The sequence below is a fragment of the Arthrobacter sp. KNU-44 genome (assembly GCF_051843155.1).
GTDB lineage: Bacteria > Actinomycetota > Actinomycetes > Actinomycetales > Micrococcaceae > Arthrobacter.
Genome location: NZ_JBPXNG010000002.1, coordinates 3223863 through 3243608 on the forward strand (window position 1 = coordinate 3223863; position 19746 = coordinate 3243608).

Here is a 19746-nt window from a genome sequence, read left to right on the forward strand (position 1 = left end):
GCTACAGCGACACATGCGTGCTACTACAGCGGCGCGACGACAGAATACGTTGACGAGTCACCCTGGATCGACTGGCTCGGATTGCCGTCCACGCCCACCGGGATGTCGCCGGCAATCGTCACGCGGTTGAGCTTGCGCGGCTGGCCGTCGTAGTTGTCTGGGGCGTAGTGCTGGGTGATGCGGTTGTCGAAGAGCACCAACTGGTTCGGTTCCCAGTTCACGCGCACCACGTTCTCCGGTCTGGTGACGTAGGCCTGCAACAAGCGGATGATGTCCTTCGACTCCGTATTCGAAAGCCCGACGATCCGAAGGCGCTGCGCGAAGCCCCCAATGAACAATCCGCGCTCGCCGGTCAGGGGATGGACACGCACCACGGGGTGGGCGGTTTCGAATTTGATGCGGGTGAACTCCTTGCGGCGCTCATCGGCGTTCTCATGTTCCAGGTTTTTCGGCACCGAGTAGTCGTAGTCGTTGGAGTGGATCGCCCAGAGCGTGTCCGCGAATTTCCGGAGCTCGTCCGGCAGGTCCGCGTACGCTCCCGCCGAAGAGGCAATCAGGGTTTCGCCTCCATACGTCGGAAGGTCGATACTACGCAGGGTCGAAGCCTGCGGCGGGTTGACCACGAACGTGACGTCAGTGTGCCAGTTGTTCGCGGAACCGTTCTCGCTGTCCACTGGCAGTACATTCTCTTCGCCCTCCACGGAGGCCACGGTCGGATGTGCGGTGGTGAGCGGGCCGAAATGGCTGGCGAATTTCACCTGAGCCTCATCGCTGAGAATGTTGGCTTCCCGGAAAACGAGGGCCTTGTGTTCGTTGAGCGCGGCCCGGATTTGCGCCACGGTTTCCGGGGCGAGATCGCCGCTCAGGTCGAAGCCGCGGATTTCGGCGCCGATGCGGGATCCGAGCTTGGCAAATTCGAGTTTGGTTTCGGTAATGATGGACATTATTTGTTCCTTTTCTGTTGTGACTTGGTTGCGACTAAATGGGTGGATTGACGGTCAGGACCCGGACCCGACGGCGGTCCGCCAGCGGGAGAAATGCCGCTCCAGGGCCACAAGGAGGAAATTCACGGCCAAGCCCAAAAGGGACACCGTGAGGATTCCGGCGTACATGTCCGGGATGAGGAAACTGCTCTGGGCATTCACAATCAGGTAACCGAGCCCGGCCTTCGCCCCCACCATTTCCGCGGCGATCAACACCAGGATCGACGCCGTGCCGGCCATGCGGATTCCCGTGAAAATAGTGGGCACCGCGGAAGGCAGGATCACTTTGCGGAAAGGTGAAAGGCTTGAGAGGCCGAGCGATTTCGCCGCCCGGATGAGCAGCGGGTCCACCGTCTTCACCCCGGCGATCGTGTTCAAGAGGACCGGAAAGAACGCCGCGTAGGCCACGATGCTGATCTTGGACTCCTCGCCGATCCCCAGCAGCAGCGTGAACACAGGCAGCAGGGCAAGCGCGGCTGTGTTCCGGAACAGTTCCAGGAGCGGGTTCAGCACCGAATTGAGCCGTCCGTACCAGGCGATCAGCAAACCGAGGGTAACGCCAGCCACGAGGGCTGCGCCGAATCCCGAGAACGAACGGGTGAGGCTCGCGGCCAAATGCGCCTGGATGGTGCCGGATTCGAACAGCTTCCCCCATGCTGCCAGGACCACGTGCAAGGGCGGCGGGAATACCCGGGTCGAGGGGCTGGCCAGATATGTCGGCCCGAGTTCCCACAGCGCGAGGAATGCGATGATCCCTGCGGACTTCCACAGGCCGGAACCGGCGCGGGCGGCGGCGGTCCGCACAAAGTCGGGTATCGCCGTCGTGCGCCGACGCCCCGCCTCAGCAGGACCGGAGTGCCCGACGGCGGGAGGTTGCTTGGGTGCGGCGCTCGCCGCGGGCTGTTGCGCGAGTGTTGTGGTCATCAGGCTGCGCTCCTTTCGAGAGTTGTTCCCGGGACTTCATCCGGGGCCGTGCCGTCCGGCAGGATCTTGCGATGGCCGGCGTGCTGGGCCAAGCGGACTTCGTCGTGCAACAAGGTCCAGACCTTGTGCCGTTGTTCGACGAAGGCGGGGTGCGAGCGGATGTCGTCCTCGCCGTCGCGGTCCGGGATGTCCACGTCCACGATTTCCTTGAGCCGTCCAGGCCGTGCGCTGAGGACGGCGACGCGCTGCCCCAGGTACACGGCCTCGTCGATGCCGTGGGTGATGAACACGATCGTCTTGCCCGTGGCCCGCCAGATCCGCAGGAGTTCGTCTTGGAGTTGTTCACGCGTCTGGGCGTCCAGAGCGGCGAAGGGTTCGTCCATGAGGAGCACATCAGGCTCATAGGCGAGGCTCCGGGCAATGGCCACCCGCTGCTTCATGCCACCGGACAGCTCATGCGGGAAACGGTCCTCGAAGCCGGCCAGGCCAACCAGTTTGAGGTATTCGCTTGCCTTGGTGGCACGTTCGCGGCGATTGAGCTTGCGCCCGTCCGTGCCCTTGCCTTCAAGCCCGATCGACGTCCACCAATACCTCGCCGGAGGTGGGCGTGGACAGGCCAGCCAGGAGGTCCAGCAAGGTGGCCTTGCCGGAACCGCTGGGCCCCACCAAGGTGAGGAACTCGCCGTCGCGCACGTCGAGGCTCAAAGAGTCGAGGGCGGTGAGCGTAGTGGGCTCTTTCACGCCGATCTTGATGCCGTTGCCGGGCGGGGAGGTCTTGGAGCCCTTGCCGGGGCGGACGGCGAATTGCTTGGTGACATTGCGGAGGCTGATTTTGGCGGTCATCACTATCCCTTCGCGGTACTTGGGGTTGTGGTGCTTGTTGCGAGATCGTTGAATTTGTTGGTGTAGTACTTCGACGGTGCGAGATCGTTCTTGACAATCCCCGAGCTCTTCAGCCATGCAGACCAGCGGCTGAAATCCCCATCCCTGATCACACCGTTGTCGGGTACTCCGGGGCTCTTCCAGTACTGCAGGTTCGCGGTGCTCTCATTGCGTCCGCGGGCGTCGATGATCTTCTTGAAGCGCGCGATCACTTGGTCGCGCGGCGTCTCGGTCTCCCATTTGATGGCCTTGGCCACGCCCGTTGCAAAGGTCCGGGCCGTGTTGGGGTTCTTCTCGATGAAGTCGTTGCGGAGCACGTACTGTCCGCTGGCGAAGGTGCCGAAGAGTTCATAGTCGTTGAAGAGCGAGCGCAGTCCACCGGCGGCAACGGCATGGTCTTGCAAGACCCCGCCCAGGCTTCCGACGTCCACTTGGCCGCGGCGCACGGCTTCTTCAGTGTCGTTGGGCGCGACTACTACCAGTTGTACTTGCTTGATTTCGTCCTGGCTGAGCCCGTTCTTGCTGAGGTAGGCGTTGATGACGGCTTCGGAATGCGCGCCGAGGGTGTTGACTGCGATCTTCTTGCCGATGAGGTCCCTGGCGGTTTTGATGGGGCTGTCCGCCTTGACGTAGAAGCCGTTGAAGGTCTTGGCGTCTTCGCCGTAGTAGTTCACGACGGCGGTCACCGGAGCCCCTGCCTCAATCAGCTTCACGACGGCCCCGGCGAACGCTCCGCCGAAGTCGGTCTGGTTGGTGGCAGCCGATTGGATGTCCTGGGGGCCGCTGATGGTGTTGCCCACCCAATTGAGCTTGATGTCGCCCAGGTAACCGAGGTCAGCAGCCAGTTCCGGGAGCCCGACGTTGTTGGCCGAGCCTTGGTAGCGGAGTACTCTGATTTCCGGTTGACCGGCTGTCTGGCCGGCCGATTGGTCTCCCGCTTGAGCATTGCCGCCGCAGCCGGTCACCGTCAGCGCAAGTACGACGGCGGCCGCGACGCTTAGCAGGGTCTGGTGCAGTTTCATGGGAGCTACTTTCTGGGCGGTGGAATTCGTGGTCCGGGCGTGGTCTGGAGCAGACCGAACTGCCGGTGGGAACGATGTAAGCGCATGTCCACTGCTCAGTGGAAGCCCGCCAGTAACGCCCGGAAACGCCGGGAAACCGGGCGAAATCCGGCGACATGCCCGCGCAACTCCGGGCAATGCAAGGACACAATTCGCTTCGCGTCGCGGGGTTGAGCCGCGTTGAGCTGCGGGCTCCCCACAGCGCGCCAAACCCAACTGACTCGCAGTTGTTGTCGTTTTGACGGCGCATAACGACAACAACTGCGAGCCAGTTGGGGTGGGGGCGGCCTGTCACAATCGTTTTGTTCGTATTGATGCTCACACCGGTGCCAGATTCTTAGCGTTCCTGGCGGCTGGCCGGATACGGTAGATACATGACCTCAAGCACCGCCGCCGAGTCCATTCGGTCAACCCGCAGAATTCCCGCAGACATTGCACGCTCCTGGCTCCTCGTGAACGCCATGAAGACGGAGCTTTTCGACCAGTCGGCCTCATCGCGCGCGGACGCCATCATCCTTGACATCGAAGACGCCGTGGACCCGTCCCAAAAGGACATCGCCCGCGACAACGTCATCAACTGGCTGACCGCCGGCGGCCAGGCCTGGGTCCGCATCAACGACGCCACGAGCCCGTTCTGGGCCGATGACCTCGCCGGACTCCGCGGCACGCCCGGCCTGTTGGGCGTCATGCTGGCCAAGACCGAGTCAGCGGACCAGGTCACCGAGTCCTTCCACCGCATGGACGGCAAGACGCCTGTGGTCGCCCTCGTGGAATCGGCCCTCGGCATCGAGGAAGCCAACCACATCGCCCGCGCCCAGGGCGCCTTCCGCCTGGCCTTCGGTTCGGGCGACTTCCGCCGGGACACCGGCATGGCCGCCACGCCTGAAGCAATGGCCTACCCGCGTGCCAAGCTCGTCGTCGCGAGCCGCGTTGGCAACCTGCCGGGACCGATCGACGGCCCCACCGTCGGCACCAACCACCCGATCCTGCGCGAGCAGACCGGCATCACGGTGACCATGGGCATGACCGGCAAGCTCTGCCTGGCCATCGACCAGACCACGGTCATCAACGAGGTCATCAGCCCGACGCCGTCCGACGTCGCCTGGGCCACCGACTTCATGAACGACTTCGAAGCCAACGGCAGGGTCATCCGCGACGGTTCCGACCTGCCGCGCCTGGGCCGCGCCGAAAAGATCATGAAGCTCGCGGTGGCCTTCGGAGTCCAGCCCTCGCTCTAAGGGCACCCACCGACGCTCGCTCACTTATGTCCGGCTTTTTCACGACGCTCGCTCACTTATGGCGGCAATTCCTGAAACCCTCCTGCAGATGACCTGCGCGAGCGTTCGCCCACAACGGTTGATATGTGAGCGAGGGTTCGCCCACAACCGTTGATATGTGAGCGAGCGTTCGTCGGGTTTCCAGGTCCCCAGGACCCGCTGCTCTGGCAAGTGCCCTAAACTTGGGGGGTGCTGAACGAATTCTGGGCCACGGCCTCTACCGCCTACAAGACGCTGGTTTTCAGCGCGATGGGGCTTATCGCCGTCGGGATCATCCTTACGATCATCGGCAACACCTCCCATAACCAAAGCCTTGCACTGACGTCCTTGTTCGTGATCGGGCTCGGCCTGGTCCTGCATGTCGTGGGCATGGTGGTCCGCGGCCAGCAGGTCCGCAAAGGCTTGAAGAAGTAGCCTGGCGGAGCATGGCGATGGCCAAGCATGCGGTGGTGATCGCCGGAGGAGGCCCTACAGGGCTGATGCTAGCCGGCGAGATGGCGTTGGCCGGCGTCGATGTCGCCATTGTCGAGCGGCGTCCAAACCAGGATCTCGCCGGTTCACGTGCGGGCGGTTTGCACTCACGTACCATTGAGGTCCTCGATCAGCGCGGAATCGCTGATCGGTTCCTGTCCGAGGGGCAGGTGGCCCAGGTCGCGGGGTTCGGCGGCGTCCGTTTTGACATCAGCGACTTTCCCACCCGGCACAACTACGGGCTTGGGCTGTGGCAGAACCACATCGAGCGCATCCTGGCCGGCTGGGTTGCCGAGCTCGCGGTGCCGATCTACTACGGACGAGAGGTAACCGGTTTCGCGCAGGACGAGACCGGCGTCGACGTCGAGCTGTCCGACGGCGGGCCGTTGCGGGCTGAATACCTGGTCGGGTGCGACGGCGGACGCAGCCTGGTCCGTAAAGCAGCCGGAATCGAGTTCCCCGGGTGGGATCCGACCACCAGCGCCCTGATCGCCCAGGTCGAGATGACCGAGAAGCCGCCATTGGGCGTCCACCCCAATGCTTTCGGCATCCACTCCTTCGGCAAGCTGGATTACAAGATTCTCGACGGCAAGGTGGTCTACGCGGATGGCGGGCCGGTGGGGGTCATGGTGACCGAAGAGCACGTAGGCCCCGCGAGCGAACCCACCCTGCATGACCTGAGCGAGGCGCTCATCGCCGTATGCGGGACGGATTACGGGATCCACAGTCCCATCTGGATCTCCAGGTTCACCGATATGACCCGGCAAGCCGCGAGCTACCGCGACAAACGGGTCCTGCTCGCCGGCGACGCCGCACACGTGCATGCCCCCGACGGCGGACAGGGCCTCAACATGGGTGTGCAGGATGCCGTGAACCTTGGATGGAAGCTGGCCCAGGTGGTCAAGCGGACATCGCCGGAGAGCCTCCTCGATAGCTACCACGCGGAGCGCCACCCGGTGGCCGCCCGCGTGCTGCGAAATACGATGGCGAGTGTCGCGCTTCGCCGCCCGGACGAACGCACAAAAGCCGTGGGCGAGGTCATAGCCGAGCTCCTAGGCATGGAGGAACCCCGCAAGCGCTTCGCGGCGATGCAGTCCGGCCTCGATGTACATTACGACGTCGGCGAGGGGCACCCGCTGCTTGGACGCCGCATACCCGATCTCGACCTGGTCACGGCTAACGGCCCGTTGCGCGTCTTCAGCTTGCTGCACGATGCCCGGCCGGTCCTCCTCAACCTTGGATCGTCCGGCGGCATCGACATCACGCCGTGGGCGGACCGCGTCCAGTTGGTCGACGCCGCCTACCTTGGTGCCTGGGAGCTTCCGGCACTCGGGGCCGTCACTCCTCCGGCCGCCGTGTTGATTCGGCCCGACGGATACGTGGTCTGGGTGGGAGACCGAACCCAGGAGGGCCTTGCCGACGCGCTGACCGCATGGTTCGGACCGCGTGCCGCGGAGTAGTGGTACGGCGTCGATGCTCATCCGGAGACACGTCCCGGGCCGATAGGGTTGGACCATGACTATTAACCCGGACTTGCAGGGCCGCAGCTACCCTGCCGCAGAGGTGTACGACGTCGGCCGCGAGAAGATCCGGGAGTTCGCCCGGGCCGTGAAGGCCACCCATCCCGCCCACTTCGACGTCGAAGCCGCCAAAGCCCTTGGCCACAGCGACCTCGTCGCCCCGCCGACCTTCGCCATCATCGTCGCGCAGCGGGCCGATGCCCAGCTGATCGAGGACCCCGATTCCGGGATTGACTTCAGCCGCGTGGTTCACGCCGAGCAGCGCTTCACGCACCACCGCCCGATCGTTGCCGGGGATCAGTTGCGGGCCGAACTGCACGTCGACGGCGTCCGCGCCATGGGCGGCGGGGCAATGATCACCACTCGTTCGGAAATCTTCGCTGTCCGCGAGGACAACCAGCGCGAAAGGGTCGCCACCACCACCTCGTCCATCCTGGTCCGCGGAGAGGGACAGTAACCATGAGCTTGAAACTTGAAGAACTCACCGTCGGGCAGGAAATCGGCACCCGCAGCATCGAGGTCACGCGCCAGGACCTGGTCAAGTACGCCGGCGCGTCCGGCGACTTCAACCCGATCCACTGGAACGAATCCTTCGCCACCGGCGTCGAACTTCCCGGAGTCATCGCCCATGGCATGTTCACCATGGGCTCCGCCGTCCAATTGGTGAGCGACTGGGCCGGCGACCCCGCCGCCGTCATCGACTACCAGACGCGCTTCACCAAACCGGTGCTGGTCACCGACACGACCGGTACCAGCGAGCCCGGCGCCGTGATTGAGGTTGCCGGAGTGGTGGGAGCGCTCGACGCCGAAGCCCGCACCGCGCGCATCGACCTGACTGTCACCTTTGCCGGCCAGAAGGTCCTCATGAAGTCCCAGGCCGTTGTGAAGCTCGCTTGAGCCGGTTGCAACAATCAGCACCTCGCGCCACCGCGGCGGAATTGTCGCGGTGGCGTAATGCTGTGGTGGCCGCGTACGGCGCCAGCGGCCTGGCCTTCTCTTCGTGGGTCTCCCGCTTGCCCGCGATCCGCGATGGCCTGAACCTGACGCCCGGCACGGTAGGGCTCCTGCTGATGTGCATGACCGTGGCATCGTTCCTCTCCGTGTCGGCGTCCGGGGTGATCGTGATCCGGCTCGGATCACGACTGACCACGCGGATCGGCGGCGCCATGGTGGGCCTCGGCCTCGCGGTTGCCGGTTTTGGCACGTCCGTGCTGGCCAGCCCGGTGGTCGTGGCGCTTGGACTCATGGTCATCGGCCTCGGCACGGCCAGCTGGAACACGGCATCGAATGTCGAGGGAGCGTCACTGGAACGCGCCCTCGAACGGCACATCATGCCGCGTCTCCACGGATCCTTCAGCCTCGGCACCGTTGCGGGCGCAGGGCTCGGCGCTTGGGCCGCTGCCGCGGGACTGCCGGTCTTCTGGCATCTGGCCGCGGCCGGCCTGGTGGTCGCGGCCTCGGTGGTGACAACCACTGCCTGGTTCCGTGCGGATATCACCCGCCATTCCATAGCGCGAGGGGCTGCCAAGGCTTTCAAGCCCGAAAGGCCGGACACCTTCGAAGATCCTTCAACCGGCCCCTTGCCGGTCATCCAGCCGGGCGAGCCCGCTCAGCAGGGACCGGCCGAACCCTTGGACAGCAAGCGCATGGTGGCGCGGGCGTGGCGCGAACGCCGGACCCTCCTGCTTGGATTGCTCGTCCTGGGGCTCGCCCTGGCTGAGGGCGCGGCGGGGGACTGGGTGGCCTTGGCGTTGGCCGATGGCCACGGTCAATCCGATGCTGCCGGAGCCATCGGCTACGGAATCTTCGTGACCTTCATGACTGTGGGCCGTTTTGCCGGGACGGTGGTCCTGGACCGTTTCGGCCGGGTGCCCGTCATGCGTTGGTGCTCGGCCACGGCTGTGGTGGGGCTGGCGCTCTTTGTCTTCGCCCCCGTGCCGTGGCTCGCCTTCGCGGCCCTGGCCATCTGGGGTCTTGGCGCCTCTTTGGGGTTCCCGGTGGGCATGTCCGCCGCCGCGGACGATCCAGCCCATGCGGCGGCCCGGGTTTCAGTCGTCTCCACGATCGGCTATGGGGCTTTCCTTTGCGGTCCGCCGCTTTTGGGACTGCTGGCGGAGCACTTCGGCATCCTGCATTCCTTGCTCGCCGTCCTGGTCCTGCTCGTCGCGAGCTTCTTCTTGGCGCCGGTCTCGCGGAAGCGTGCCCCTGAGCCGGCGCACCCCTGAGTAGGCTAGGGCCTGCAATCCCCTGAGTCGGCTAGGGGCTGCAATCCCCGCTAGGCTTGTTTGGTGACCCAGACGATGCTTTCCGAACTGACCACGGCCGCTGTCGGTGGCCCCGCCGGCACCTTCGTGGAGGCCCGCAACGAAGCGGAAATCATCGACGCCGTCCGCTCGGCGGATGCTGCGGGCGACAAACTGCTCATCATCGGCGGGGGATCCAACTTGCTGATCTCCGACGCCGGATACGCGGGCACCGTGCTCAAGATCGCTTCGCAAGGCTTCACCGTCAATTCGGAGGATAGCTGCGGAGGCGTTTCCGTGGTGGTCCAGGCCGGGCACAACTGGGATGCCTTCGTGGAGCACTCGGTGCTGCACGCGTGGTCCGGGCTGGAAGCCCTCTCCGGCATCCCAGGAGCCACAGGCGCCACTCCAGTGCAGAATGTGGGCGCCTACGGTGCCGATGTCTCCCAGACCATCGCCGCGGTCCGTACCTGGGACCGCGAACGCAACGCCGTGCAAACCTTCACCAACTCCGAGCTCAAGTTCGGCTACCGGGACTCCATCCTCAAACAGACCACCACCGAGGGCTCACCGCGATACGTGGTGCTGACAGTTGAATTCCAACTGCCGCTCGGACGGATGAGCGCGCCCATCCGGTACGCAGAGCTGGCCCGGTCACTCGGGGTCGAGGCCGGGAAACGCGCGTATTCCAACGACGTCCGGCGCGAAGTCCTGCGGCTGCGTGCCTCCAAGGGCATGGTCCTCGACGCTTCGGACAGGGACACCTATTCCACGGGCTCCTTCTTCACCAACCCGATTGTCCCGGCAGCAGCGGCCGCGTCACTGCCCGAGGGAGCGCCGCAGTACCCGGCCGGAAACGATGGCCTCGTCAAGCTGTCGGCAGCCTGGCTGATCGACCAGGCCGGCTTCGGAAAGGGCTTCGGACTCGAACCCGCAAGCATCTCCGGCGGCCGCGCCTCGCTGTCCACCAAACACACCCTGGCCATCACCAACCGGGGAGGAGCCAGCGCGGAGGACATGGTGGCGATCGCGCGCGAGGTGCGCCGCGGCGTCGTCGAGCGTTTTGGCATTGAACTGCATCCGGAGCCGCTATTGATCGGGTTGGCCCTGTAGAAAACCGCTTAGGAACCCGCGAGGAAAGCCCTTCAGCGCTTTCCGCTCGGGAGGACCTTGTTCAGGAGCAGGAACGTCAGCCCGCAACTGGCTGCCCCCAAGAGGAAGATCTGGCTGAACGCTATGCTCTGCGGCGACGGACCGCCGGGGGAAATCCAGCCGGCTGCCGCAAAGCCAGCGACGCCCAAGAGCATAACGATGGCGGCAAGCAGGAAACTGCGCACTTGATCGCTCGCGCCTTTCTGGAACCCTGGTTCGGAATCGTCAACGTGCCGCTCGGACGAGGGCTGGCACGCGGCGGCAAGGCCCAGGAGGAGGGCCGCGGCGCCCGTGGCGGCAAGTCCCACCTCTTGGACAGCCTGCATCGACGGGGACAACCGGACCCCCGCACCAACAGCTATTGCCAAGCCGCAGACAAGCCCGACGGCGGCGGCGCACCAACCAGCGGCCGCTAACCGCCGGCTGAGCGGCCGCAGCAGCGGACCTAACTCACCGAACAGCATTCCCCTAGCGTAGGAGGGCCCGCTGGAAGGCCCCTGTGAGCGGCATGGGAGTTCCTTCAGCGGGCTAATGAGGACCGAAGCTGTCCTCCGTGCGTCCTATGATGGGGCCATGGCAGCTTCGACGAAGATCAGCGTCACTCCCAAAGTCATGGGCAGGCTGCGCCTTGCGAGCCAAGGATTGCTTGGCGGATTCAGTAGCCCGGAGGAATGCGTCTCCAGGATGGGCGCCATGCAGGCCCAGGACCTTGCCTCGGCTTTCTGGGCGGTGGGACAGCGGGTCCCCGGTTCCGGCCTCTCGAAGGTGCTGGAAGCGCTGGAGAACGGCACAGTGGTCCGGTCCTGGCCCATGCGGGGCACACTTCACTTGGTTCCGCCGCAGGACTTGCGCTGGATCCTGGCCATCACCACGGATCGGTCCATGCGTTCGGTTGCCGCACGGCATCGGGAGCTTGGGATCGACGACGCAGACATCGCCACGTGCCGGGACCTTGCCCTTGAACGGGTCGCCGGCAGCCCAGGCGCCACGCGCGAGGAACTTTTCAAGATCTTCGAATCCGCAGGCCAAGTGACCACTGCCCAGCGCGGCATCCATTTGCTCTGGATTCTGTGCCAGAACGCGTGGCTGGTCCAAGGCCCTCCGGCCGGCACGGCAGGCAAAGCGCTTGGACAGCAACTATTCGTGGCCTTCGATGAGTGGATTCAGGAATCCAAGGGCTTGGGCCGTGAAGAGGGAATTGCCGAATTCCTGCTCAGGTATATACGCAGCCACGGACCGGCCACGCTCTTGGACTTCGCGTGGTGGACCCAGATTCCCAAAGCCGAGGTCCGGGCAGCCCTCGAGGCTATTCGCAGCCAAATCGTTGAGCTCGTCTTCCGCGGAACGTCCTATTGGCTGTCGCCTGAGACGGCAACACTGCTCGACGACGGCGTCCCCGGCTCCCGGACGGTCCTCGCCTTGCCGGGATTCGATGAATTCCTGCTGGGGTATACGGACCGCAGCCTTGTCCTGCCCCCGGAGCATTTCCAGAAGGTCGTTCCGGGCGGCAACGGGGTCTTCAAGCGGATGATCGTGTCCGGCGGCGAAGTGGTGGGCACCTGGTCCCGCAGCGGCACCGGCCGGACCGCCGTCGTCGTGCCCGAACCGTTCGCCGCTGAAGGCCTGGCTCCGGCGGCCAAACGCTCCTTCGAACTCCAGGCCGCGAAGTACCTGCGGTTCATGGAGAGTTGACCGCGCCCAACTGGCTCGCAGTTGTTGTCGTTATGAGCGCTCAAAACGACAACAACTGCGAGTCAGTTGATGCCAGCAGGACGCCTAGAGCGTGCCGGTAGCGATCTTCAGCATGCGGCGCAGCGGCTCGGCAGCGCCCCACAGGAGCTGGTCGCCCACGGTGAAGGCGCTGATGTATTCAGGGCCCATCTCGAGCTTGCGGATACGGCCCACAGGGATCTCCAAGGTACCGGAGGCAGCCACCGGGGTGAGGTCAGCCATGGATGCTTCCTTCGTGTTGGGCACAACCTTGGCCCACTCGTTGTCAGCGTCCAGGAGCTTCTCGATTTCGGCGACGGACAAGTCCTCGCGCAGCTTGAGCGTCAGTGCCTGGGAGTGGGAGCGCATGGCGCCGATACGGACGCAGAGGCCGTCCATGACCACGTGGTCCTTGCCCGGCTTTCCGTTGCCCGTGCCGAGGATCTTGTTGGTTTCCACCCCGGCCTTCCACTCTTCCTTGGACTGGCCGTTGCCGAGGTCGGCGTCGATCCACGGGATCAGGGAGCCGGCCAGCGGCACGCCGAACTGGGTGGCATCGACGCCGGTGCGTTGGGTCGCAAGGACCTTGCGGTCGATTTCCAGGATCGCGGAGGCGGGATCATCCAGTTCGCTGCTGACTTCGTTGTTGAGGGTGCCGAACTGATTGAGCAGTTCGCGCATGTGGCGGGCACCGCCGCCCGAGGCCGCCTGGTAGGTCATGGAGGTACCCCACTCGACCAGGTTGTTCTTGAACAGACCGCCGAGCCCCATGAGCATGCAGGAAACCGTACAGTTGCCGCCGATGTAGTCCTTCACGCCGCCGGACAGGCCTGCGTCGATGACGTCGCGGTTAACGGGGTCCAGCACGATGATGGAGTCGTCGTTCATGCGCAGCGTGGACGCGGCGTCGATCCACAGACCGTCCCAGCCACGGCCGCGCAGCTCGCCGTGGACCTGCTTCGTGTAGTCGCCGCCCTGGGCGGTGACAATAATCGGCAGCTTGGCAAGAGTCTCAATATCGAACGCGTTCTCGAGCTTGCCTGCGCCGTCGGCAAATGACGGCGCGGCACCTCCAGCGTTCGAGGTGGAGAAAAATACCGGGTTGATGTTGGCGAAGTCGCCTTCTTCCTGCATGCGCTGCATCAGGACGGAGCCGACCATGCCACGCCAACCGACCAGTCCAACGGACGGATTAGCTGCTGTAGTCATTGAACCAGTCTAGACTTTCGCGGCTCCCGGCCGCTGTCGGTTACGTCACGAGGACATCCACGACAAACCCAACTAACTCGCAGTTGTTGTCGTTTTGGGCGCTCAAAACGACAACTAATGCGAGTTACTTGGGTGAGGGGCAGGGCACACAGCCTTACTTGCCGGAGTCGGGCTCTTCCAGCAGGGCCGCCTTGCGGGCGCGCAGGGCGTAGAAGGCGCCAAAAGCGAAGACCTGGGTCACAACTACAAGCACGATGATTCCCAGGATCTTGTTGCCGCCCAGGATCATGGTGAGTCCAACGATCGCGGACAAGAGCGCGAAGAGCGGCAACAACATGTAGCCGAGCACGAACAGGGTCTCAGGTTTCTTCAGCATTCTCAGTCTTCCGTCCGGCGCCACGTGGCGATCCGGTAGTTGGTACCGTTCTCGGACGTCAGCCAGCCTTCAGCCGGCTCCGTCGCCTCAAGATTCCAGGCCTCGCCGAACTCCGGCGCGTAAGTGTCGCCGTCGGTGTCGGTATCGATGACCGTGACGACGGCGACATTCGCGATATCCATGGACTGCCGGTAAATTTCGCCGCCGCCAATGATCCAGACATTCTGGCCGCCCGGTGCGAACTGGGACTCGAGCAGGGCTGCGTCAAGGGATGAAACCACGACGGCGCCACGTGCTTCGGGCGAGTCCGCCCAGCCGTGTTGCCGGGTCACCACGATATTGGTGCGGCCGGGCAAGGGCCGGTACTTTGCGGGAAAAGACTCCCAGGTTTTCCGGCCCATGATGACCGGATGTCCTTTTGTCAGCCGGCTGAAATGCTGCAGATCTTCGGGAACGTGCCAAGGCATGGTCCCGCCCTTGCCGATGACTCCGCTGCCGGTCTGTGCCCAGACCAGGCCGATTCCGTTGAGCGTGTCCGCGGCCTCCCCGGAGGAAGGCGACTCCGCGGCAGGAGTTTCGTGGGTGTTCATACCGCCACGGGCGCTTTGATCGAGGGGTGGTGGCGGTAGCCGACTACTTCGAAGTCCTCGAAGGTGTAGTCGAAGATCGAGTCCGGCTTGCGGGCGAAGCGCAGTTGCGGGTACTCGTAAGGCTCCCGGGAGAGCTGCTCGGTGACTTGCTCCACGTGGTTGTCGTAAACGTGGACGTCCCCGCCGGTCCAGACGAAATCGCCGGGTTCAAGGCCCAGTTGCTGGGCCACCATGCAAGTCAGCAGAGCATAGGAAGCGATGTTGAAAGGAACACCTAGGAACATGTCTGCCGAACGCTGGTACAACTGGCAGGACAGCTTGCCGTCGGCTACGTAGAACTGGAAGAACGCGTGGCACGGCGGCAGGGCCATGTCCTTGATCTCGGACACGTTCCATGCCGAAACGATATGCCGGCGCGAATCCGGGTTGGCGGCCAGGCCCTTCATGAGCTCGGCGATCTGGTCAATGTGCCCGCCGTCGGGGGTCGGCCAGCTGCGCCACTGCACGCCGTACACCGGGCCGAGTTCGCCGTCGGCGTCCGCCCATTCGTCCCAGATGGTGACACCCTGCTCCTGGAGCCACTTCACGTTCGACTCGCCGCGGAGGAACCACAAGAGCTCCAGCGCGAGTGATTTGAAGTGGACCCGCTTAGTGGTTATGAGAGGGAAACCCTGGCTCAAATCGAAGCGCAGCTGGCGGCCAAAAACGCTCCGCGTGCCTGTGCCCGTGCGGTCCGACTTATGCGTGCCGTTGGCCATGACGTCGCGCAGGAGGTCTTCGTATGGGGTTGGGATGCTCACGCACCCAGCTTACTGGAGTCAGTCGTCGAAGGGCTTGATCTGTTCCACGGCCACAACGCGCTGGCCGTTTGCCCGGGCCACGTGGCACACGATCATCTCGCCAGGCGCCAGGTACGGATCCTGGGCAGGCAGCATCTCGTGAAGCTCGGGACCCATACGCTCGCCGAGCGCCTTCAAGACGGTGGGGAGTGCCGGCCTGTGGGTGCACAGCGCAACCCCGCGTTGCTTGTCGAACAAGCCCTCGACGACGGCGGATGCCTTCTTCGGGCTCCGCTGGTGGTTGTGCTCGGTCAGGGCCTCCACAAGTTTCACCTTGGCTCCGGCTGACTTGGCATACGGCGCGATGGTGGATACGCACCTGGCCCACGGACTGCTCACGATCCGCTGCGGCTTCCACACGCCCAGAAGCCGTTCGACGGCCAGCGCCTGCCGCAGTCCCGTCACGGCCAGCGGCCGGCTGCCTTCGGCCTTGGACCAGGAGGATCGCGGCTTGGCCTTGGCATGGCGCACCAGAATCAGGGGCCAGGTCTCCAGCTCACCGTTCAGGTGTGCCTTCGCGAGCGCCTGGAGGGGTCCCACGTCCGTCGGGTTGCTGAGGAAACGCGCCGCTTTGTCCGGCGCGGCCCACATGTAGGCATCCACTTCCTCGCCGTCCGGCTTGATGATGGACCCGTTGACCTGCGTCGCCCAGTAGTGCACCACCTTCAACCCGGCCGCCACATGGTAATGGGTCGGCGGAAGGGGGATCCCGAGGGCAGCGTCGAGGCCGATTTCTTCCCTGATCTCGCGGACGGCGCACTCCGGGATGGTTTCCCCGGAGTCGAGCTTGCCCTTGGGCCAGGACCAGTCGTCGTATTTTGGCCGATGAATCAGTAGGACCTCAAGGGCGCCCTTGGTAATGCGCCAAGGAATAGCGCCGGCCGCCGTGACGGCGATCGGCTCCCCGGGATGGTCCGTCTGGTCTGCAACAGGTGTATCGCTCTTCAACTTTTCGCTGCCTACCGCCGGGCAACTGCACGTTGGCGGGACCGGGAGGCAAGCAGCCAGGACTGGATGTCCAACAGCGGCGTGCCGTCCTCGGTCTGGTGGAACCTGGTCCAGTGGCCTTGGTTGTCGAGGTGCCAGCTCGCCGTGCCTGGGTCCATGTAACGGCGCAGCAGGTCCATGACCTCGGCCGTGTCTTCGCGGTTGGAGAGCTGCACCAAGGCCTCAACCCGGCGGTCGAGGTTGCGGTGCATCATGTCCGCGGAGCCGATGTAGACCACGGGATCGTTGGCATTGGCGAAGGCAAACACGCGGGAGTGTTCCAGGAAGCGGCCAAGGACGGAGCGGACCGTGATGTTCTCGCTCAGTCCAGGCACTCCCGGACGCAGCGAGCAGATGCCACGGACAATGACGTCAACCTTTACCCCGGCCTGTGACGCCCGGTAAAGGGCATCGATGGTGGCCTCGTCAACCATGGAATTGACCTTGATCTGGACTTTGGCGGTAATTCCCGCGCGGGCGTTGCGGATCTCGGTCTCGATCCTGTCGATCAGACCGGACCGCACCGAGCGCGGCGCCACGAGGAGCCGCTTGAAGGTCGACTTGGGGGCATATCCGGAGAGCTGGTTGAAGAGCTTGGACAGGTCCTCGCCCACCTGCTCATTGGAGGTCAACAGGCCAAGGTCCTCGTAGTAGCGGGCCGTCCGCGGGTGGTAGTTGCCCGTGCCGATATGGCAGTACCGGCGGAGGCCATCCACTTCCTGACGGACAACCAGGGACAACTTGCAGTGCGTCTTGAGTCCCACGATGCCGTACACCACGTGCACACCGGCCTGCTCCAGCTTGCGGGCCCAGGAGATGTTGGCCTGCTCATCAAAGCGGGCTTTGATCTCCACGAGGGCCAGGACCTGCTTGCCAGCCTCGGCGGCGTCGATCAGTGCGTCCACGATCGGGGAATCGCCGGACGTGCGGTACAGGGTCTGCTTGATGGCCTGGACCTTGGGGTCGGCGGCGGCCTGCTCCAGGAAGGCCTGGACCGACGTCGAGAACGAGTCGTACGGGTGGTGCAGCAGGATGTCGCGGCGACGCATCGCCGCGAAGACGTTGGCGGCTTTGGAGGTCTCGGATTCGTTCAGGTACCGCGAGGTGTGGGGCACGTGCTTGGGGTAGTGGAGGTCGGCGCGGTCAATTCCGCCGATGACCGACAGGCCCCGGAGGTCCAAGGGAGCCGGAACGGAGTACACCTCGGATTCCTCGACGCCGAGTTCCCGCACCAGGAGCGCACGGATGTTCGGGTTGATGTCGGTGGTGACCTCAAGCCGGACGGGAGGGCCGAAGCGGCGGCGCAGCAGTTCTTTTTCAAGCGCCTGCAGGAGGTTCTCGGCGTCGTCCTCCTCAACTTCCACGTCCTCGTTGCGGGTAACGCGGAAGGAGTGGTGCTCCATGACTTCCATTCCGGGGAACAGCTTGTCCAGATGCACGGCGATGACCTCTTCGAGCGCGATGAATCGTGCCACGCGGCCCGGGACCGCGCCGGCACGCGGTCCGTCGATCGAGACTAGCCGCGGCAACTGGTCCGGAACCTTGACGCGTGCGAACAGTTCCTTGTCGCTCACGGGGTTGCGGACAATCACGGCCAGGTTGAGGGAAAGGCCGGAGATATACGGGAACGGGTGGGCGGGATCGACAGCGAGCGGGGTGAGGATCGGGAAGACCTTCTCGCCGAACATGATGCTCAAGCGGTGCTGGGCCTCGTCGTCGAGTTCGTCCCAGCGCATGAGGTGGATGTGCTCGTAGGCCAAGGCGGGGCGGATCTGCTCGGCAAACACGCGCGCGTGCCGTTCCTGCAGCTTCCGGGCGGCATCGCCGATCTGCTCCAGGACTTCGATCGGGCTCAGCCCGGCGGGGGAGGGGACCGCGAGCCCGGTGGCGATGCGCCGCTTCAAGCCGGCAACCCGCACCATGAAGAATTCATCCAGGTTCGAGGCGAAGATGGAGAGGAAATTGACCCGCTCCAGCAGGAAGAGGTCCGGATCCTCCGCGAGCTCGAGAACCCGGGAGTTGAAGGCGAGCCAGCTCAGCTCGCGGTCCAGGAAGCGGTCCGGAGTGATGTCGCCTTCCGGTTCAAGGGAGGGCGCAAATTCGGGAATGTCGATGCGGTCCTGTGTTGCCCGCGCAGCCGGGACTTCGGAAGATCCGAAGCGGGGAGGCAAGGTTGCGCCCTTGACCTCGGTTTTGGTGGTTCCGACCGGGTCCGGGTTCATCGGGCTCTCCTTCGTTCAGCGCGGGGGTTTGATTCAACCCTACAAGGATTCCACGTGCCGGAATCCTAGATGTCCTAGCCTTTCAGATACGCCTTGGTTCCGGGTTACTTCCGGGTCAACGGCGCATACATGACATCGACGTCCCAGCGGACGAAGCCCAGCTTCTGGTAAAGGGCGACGGCCGCGGTGTTGTCGGCGTCCACATACAACATTACGGAGTGCAGCTCGTGGCTCTGGAGATACCTGATTCCGGCGACCGTGAGCGCCTTGCCAAGCCCCAGCCCTTGGGCCGCGGGGGTCACACCGACGACGTAGACCTCTCCGATGGCCGGATGGGGTCCTTGCCGGGGGTGCACCTTGGTCCAATGGAATCCGAGCAGTTCCCCGGCCTGGTTCACAGCCAGCAGGAAACCGGCGGGATCGAACCAGTCCTCGGCCATACGCGCTTCCAGGTCGGCCCTGGTCAGGGAACCCTGCTCGGGGTGGTGGGCAAATGCCGCCCTGTTGGCGGCCAGCCAGGCGGACTCATCCTGGCCCGGCACGAAGGCGCGCAGCGAGACTCCCTGAGGGAGGCCGGCGTCGGGCAGCTCCGCTGTGGAGGTCATGAGGCGCATCTTCCACAGTTCGCGCGCCGGGCCGTAGCCGTAACGGGCCGCAAGCTCCGCGGCGGCCTCGTGATTCCCATGGGACCAGGCGTTCAGCCCCTCGAGCCCGCGGCTGTCCCGGAGCGAGTCCAACAGCCGGCCTGCGACACCCTGGTTGCGGTAGCTGGGGTGCACCGCCATTTCCAGGACTCCGGTCCCGTCGTCCGCTTCAACCACGACGGCGATTCCCGCCAGATCCTGGCCGCTTGCGGGATCGGACTGCTCGTCCGGGGCGTAGAGGGCCAGCGTGAGCACCGAGTGGTCGCCGGCATCGGCTCCGCGCAGCATGACCAGGGTCTGTTCGGACAGCGGGGGATTGCCGTCCGACTCCTCGGCAGCTGCGGCCAGCGTCTTGATGTCTTTCAACAAGTCGTTGTCCGACGCGCCTTTGACGACGAGGACGGGCCAGTTCTCCGGGTGCGCAGGGCTCATGCTGCAAGGCTATACGTCTCCGGCCGGTTTGGCGGGATGGATTTTGCGGCCACCGTGTTGGCCGTGTAAGGTCTATATCTCATCCGGCTTCGCGAAGCAGGATACGAGGGGGATCCACCAGTGGGGTGGCCTCGATACGTTCGACCCGTATGTCCTCCACTCAAGCAAGGGAAGGCCCGGACTCAGTGAGTCCGGGCCTTCCCTGTGTTTTGAAGGGTGTCGGA

At 64.5% G+C, this 19746-nt stretch carries 19 protein-coding genes and 1 pseudogene; 8 read left to right on the forward strand and 12 right to left on the reverse strand.

Annotated features, from left to right (window positions below; translation table 11 throughout):
* Nucleotides 1-23: 23 nt before the first annotated feature.
* The 4 genes and pseudogenes from ACSVHC_RS16090 to ACSVHC_RS16105 form a co-directional block, all read right to left on the reverse strand.
* Nucleotides 24-944 carry a TauD/TfdA dioxygenase family protein gene (locus tag ACSVHC_RS16090; protein WP_437771090.1) on the reverse strand — a complete coding sequence of 307 codons (921 nt, stop codon included), beginning with the start codon at nucleotides 942-944 and terminating at the stop codon, nucleotides 24-26.
* A gap of 54 nt (nucleotides 945-998) precedes the next feature.
* On the reverse strand, nucleotides 999-1907 hold the full coding sequence (locus tag ACSVHC_RS16095) for an ABC transporter permease (RefSeq protein ID WP_437771089.1): 909 nt from the start codon (nucleotides 1905-1907) through the stop codon (nucleotides 999-1001).
* Nucleotides 1907-2750: pseudogene (locus ACSVHC_RS16100) on the reverse strand (ABC transporter ATP-binding protein). Before ACSVHC_RS16100 ends, ACSVHC_RS16095 begins: the two are co-directional and overlap by 1 nt.
* A gap of 2 nt (nucleotides 2751-2752) precedes the next feature.
* A complete protein-coding gene (locus ACSVHC_RS16105) occupies nucleotides 2753-3811 on the reverse strand; it encodes an ABC transporter substrate-binding protein (RefSeq protein ID WP_437771088.1) in 1059 nt (352 codons plus the stop codon).
* Nucleotides 3812-4224: 413 nt separating this feature from the next.
* On the opposite strand from ACSVHC_RS16105, the gene ACSVHC_RS16110 reads away from it, so the two are divergent.
* The 7 genes from ACSVHC_RS16110 (at nucleotide 4225) to ACSVHC_RS16140 (ending at nucleotide 10474) form a co-directional block, all read left to right on the forward strand.
* Nucleotides 4225-5088, forward strand: a complete 864-nt coding sequence (locus ACSVHC_RS16110; protein WP_269996021.1) for an HpcH/HpaI aldolase/citrate lyase family protein — start codon at nucleotides 4225-4227, stop codon at nucleotides 5086-5088.
* 228 nt (nucleotides 5089-5316) lie between these two features.
* Entirely contained in the window at nucleotides 5317-5541 is a 225-nt protein-coding gene (locus ACSVHC_RS16115; RefSeq protein ID WP_236812333.1) for a DUF3188 domain-containing protein, read from the forward strand.
* Between the two features lie 17 nt (nucleotides 5542-5558).
* Nucleotides 5559-7058: an FAD-dependent monooxygenase gene (locus ACSVHC_RS16120; RefSeq protein ID WP_439181126.1), complete on the forward strand. Its 1500-nt coding sequence runs from the start codon at nucleotides 5559-5561 to the stop codon at nucleotides 7056-7058.
* A 55-nt stretch (nucleotides 7059-7113) separates the two neighbouring features.
* The gene (locus ACSVHC_RS16125) at nucleotides 7114-7575 is read left to right on the forward strand and encodes an FAS1-like dehydratase domain-containing protein (protein ID WP_437771086.1); all 462 of its coding nucleotides are present in this window, start codon (nucleotides 7114-7116) and stop codon (nucleotides 7573-7575) included.
* Between the two features lie 2 nt (nucleotides 7576-7577).
* Entirely contained in the window at nucleotides 7578-8015 is a 438-nt protein-coding gene (locus ACSVHC_RS16130; protein ID WP_437771085.1) for a MaoC family dehydratase, read from the forward strand.
* Nucleotides 8012-9343 carry an MFS transporter gene (locus ACSVHC_RS16135; protein ID WP_437771084.1) on the forward strand — a complete coding sequence of 444 codons (1332 nt, stop codon included), beginning with the start codon at nucleotides 8012-8014 and terminating at the stop codon, nucleotides 9341-9343. The genes ACSVHC_RS16130 and ACSVHC_RS16135 overlap by 4 nt, the downstream gene beginning before the upstream one ends.
* Before the next feature lie 63 nt (nucleotides 9344-9406).
* Nucleotides 9407-10474, forward strand: coding sequence for a UDP-N-acetylmuramate dehydrogenase (locus ACSVHC_RS16140; RefSeq protein WP_437771083.1), 1068 nt, complete (start codon nucleotides 9407-9409; stop codon nucleotides 10472-10474).
* 32 nt (nucleotides 10475-10506) lie between these two features.
* Here ACSVHC_RS16140 and ACSVHC_RS16145 read toward each other — a convergent pair whose 3' ends face one another.
* Nucleotides 10507-10977 (reverse strand): hypothetical protein, encoded by a 471-nt coding sequence (locus ACSVHC_RS16145; protein ID WP_437771082.1) that lies wholly within the window; start codon nucleotides 10975-10977, stop codon nucleotides 10507-10509.
* Between the two features lie 109 nt (nucleotides 10978-11086).
* Between ACSVHC_RS16145 and ACSVHC_RS16150 the strand changes: the two genes are divergently transcribed.
* On the forward strand, nucleotides 11087-12205 hold the full coding sequence (locus ACSVHC_RS16150) for a winged helix DNA-binding domain-containing protein (protein ID WP_437771081.1): 1119 nt from the start codon (nucleotides 11087-11089) through the stop codon (nucleotides 12203-12205).
* An 84-nt stretch (nucleotides 12206-12289) separates the two neighbouring features.
* On the opposite strand, the gene asd is transcribed toward ACSVHC_RS16150, so the two are convergent.
* From asd to mshD, 7 genes are all read right to left on the reverse strand, one after another.
* On the reverse strand, nucleotides 12290-13432 hold the full coding sequence (asd, locus tag ACSVHC_RS16155) for an aspartate-semialdehyde dehydrogenase (RefSeq protein ID WP_439181127.1): 1143 nt from the start codon (nucleotides 13430-13432) through the stop codon (nucleotides 12290-12292).
* Between the two features lie 154 nt (nucleotides 13433-13586).
* The gene (locus ACSVHC_RS16160; protein WP_437771080.1) at nucleotides 13587-13808 is read right to left on the reverse strand and encodes an NF038396 family protein; all 222 of its coding nucleotides are present in this window, start codon (nucleotides 13806-13808) and stop codon (nucleotides 13587-13589) included.
* Between the two features lie 2 nt (nucleotides 13809-13810).
* Complete coding sequence (locus ACSVHC_RS16165; RefSeq protein WP_437771079.1) at nucleotides 13811-14398, reverse strand: dihydrofolate reductase; 588 nt, start codon at nucleotides 14396-14398, stop codon at nucleotides 13811-13813.
* Nucleotides 14395-15198: a thymidylate synthase gene (locus ACSVHC_RS16170; RefSeq protein WP_366176353.1), complete on the reverse strand. Its 804-nt coding sequence runs from the start codon at nucleotides 15196-15198 to the stop codon at nucleotides 14395-14397. Before ACSVHC_RS16170 ends, ACSVHC_RS16165 begins: the two co-directional genes overlap by 4 nt.
* A gap of 18 nt (nucleotides 15199-15216) precedes the next feature.
* Nucleotides 15217-16185 carry an NUDIX hydrolase gene (locus ACSVHC_RS16175; RefSeq protein WP_437771078.1) on the reverse strand — a complete coding sequence of 323 codons (969 nt, stop codon included), beginning with the start codon at nucleotides 16183-16185 and terminating at the stop codon, nucleotides 15217-15219.
* An 11-nt stretch (nucleotides 16186-16196) separates the two neighbouring features.
* Nucleotides 16197-18446, reverse strand: coding sequence for an RNA degradosome polyphosphate kinase (locus tag ACSVHC_RS16180; RefSeq protein ID WP_236812317.1), 2250 nt, complete (start codon nucleotides 18444-18446; stop codon nucleotides 16197-16199).
* 104 nt (nucleotides 18447-18550) lie between these two features.
* Nucleotides 18551-19522 carry a mycothiol synthase gene (gene mshD, locus ACSVHC_RS16185; protein WP_437771077.1) on the reverse strand — a complete coding sequence of 324 codons (972 nt, stop codon included), beginning with the start codon at nucleotides 19520-19522 and terminating at the stop codon, nucleotides 18551-18553.
* Between the last annotated feature and the right edge of the window lie 224 nt (nucleotides 19523-19746).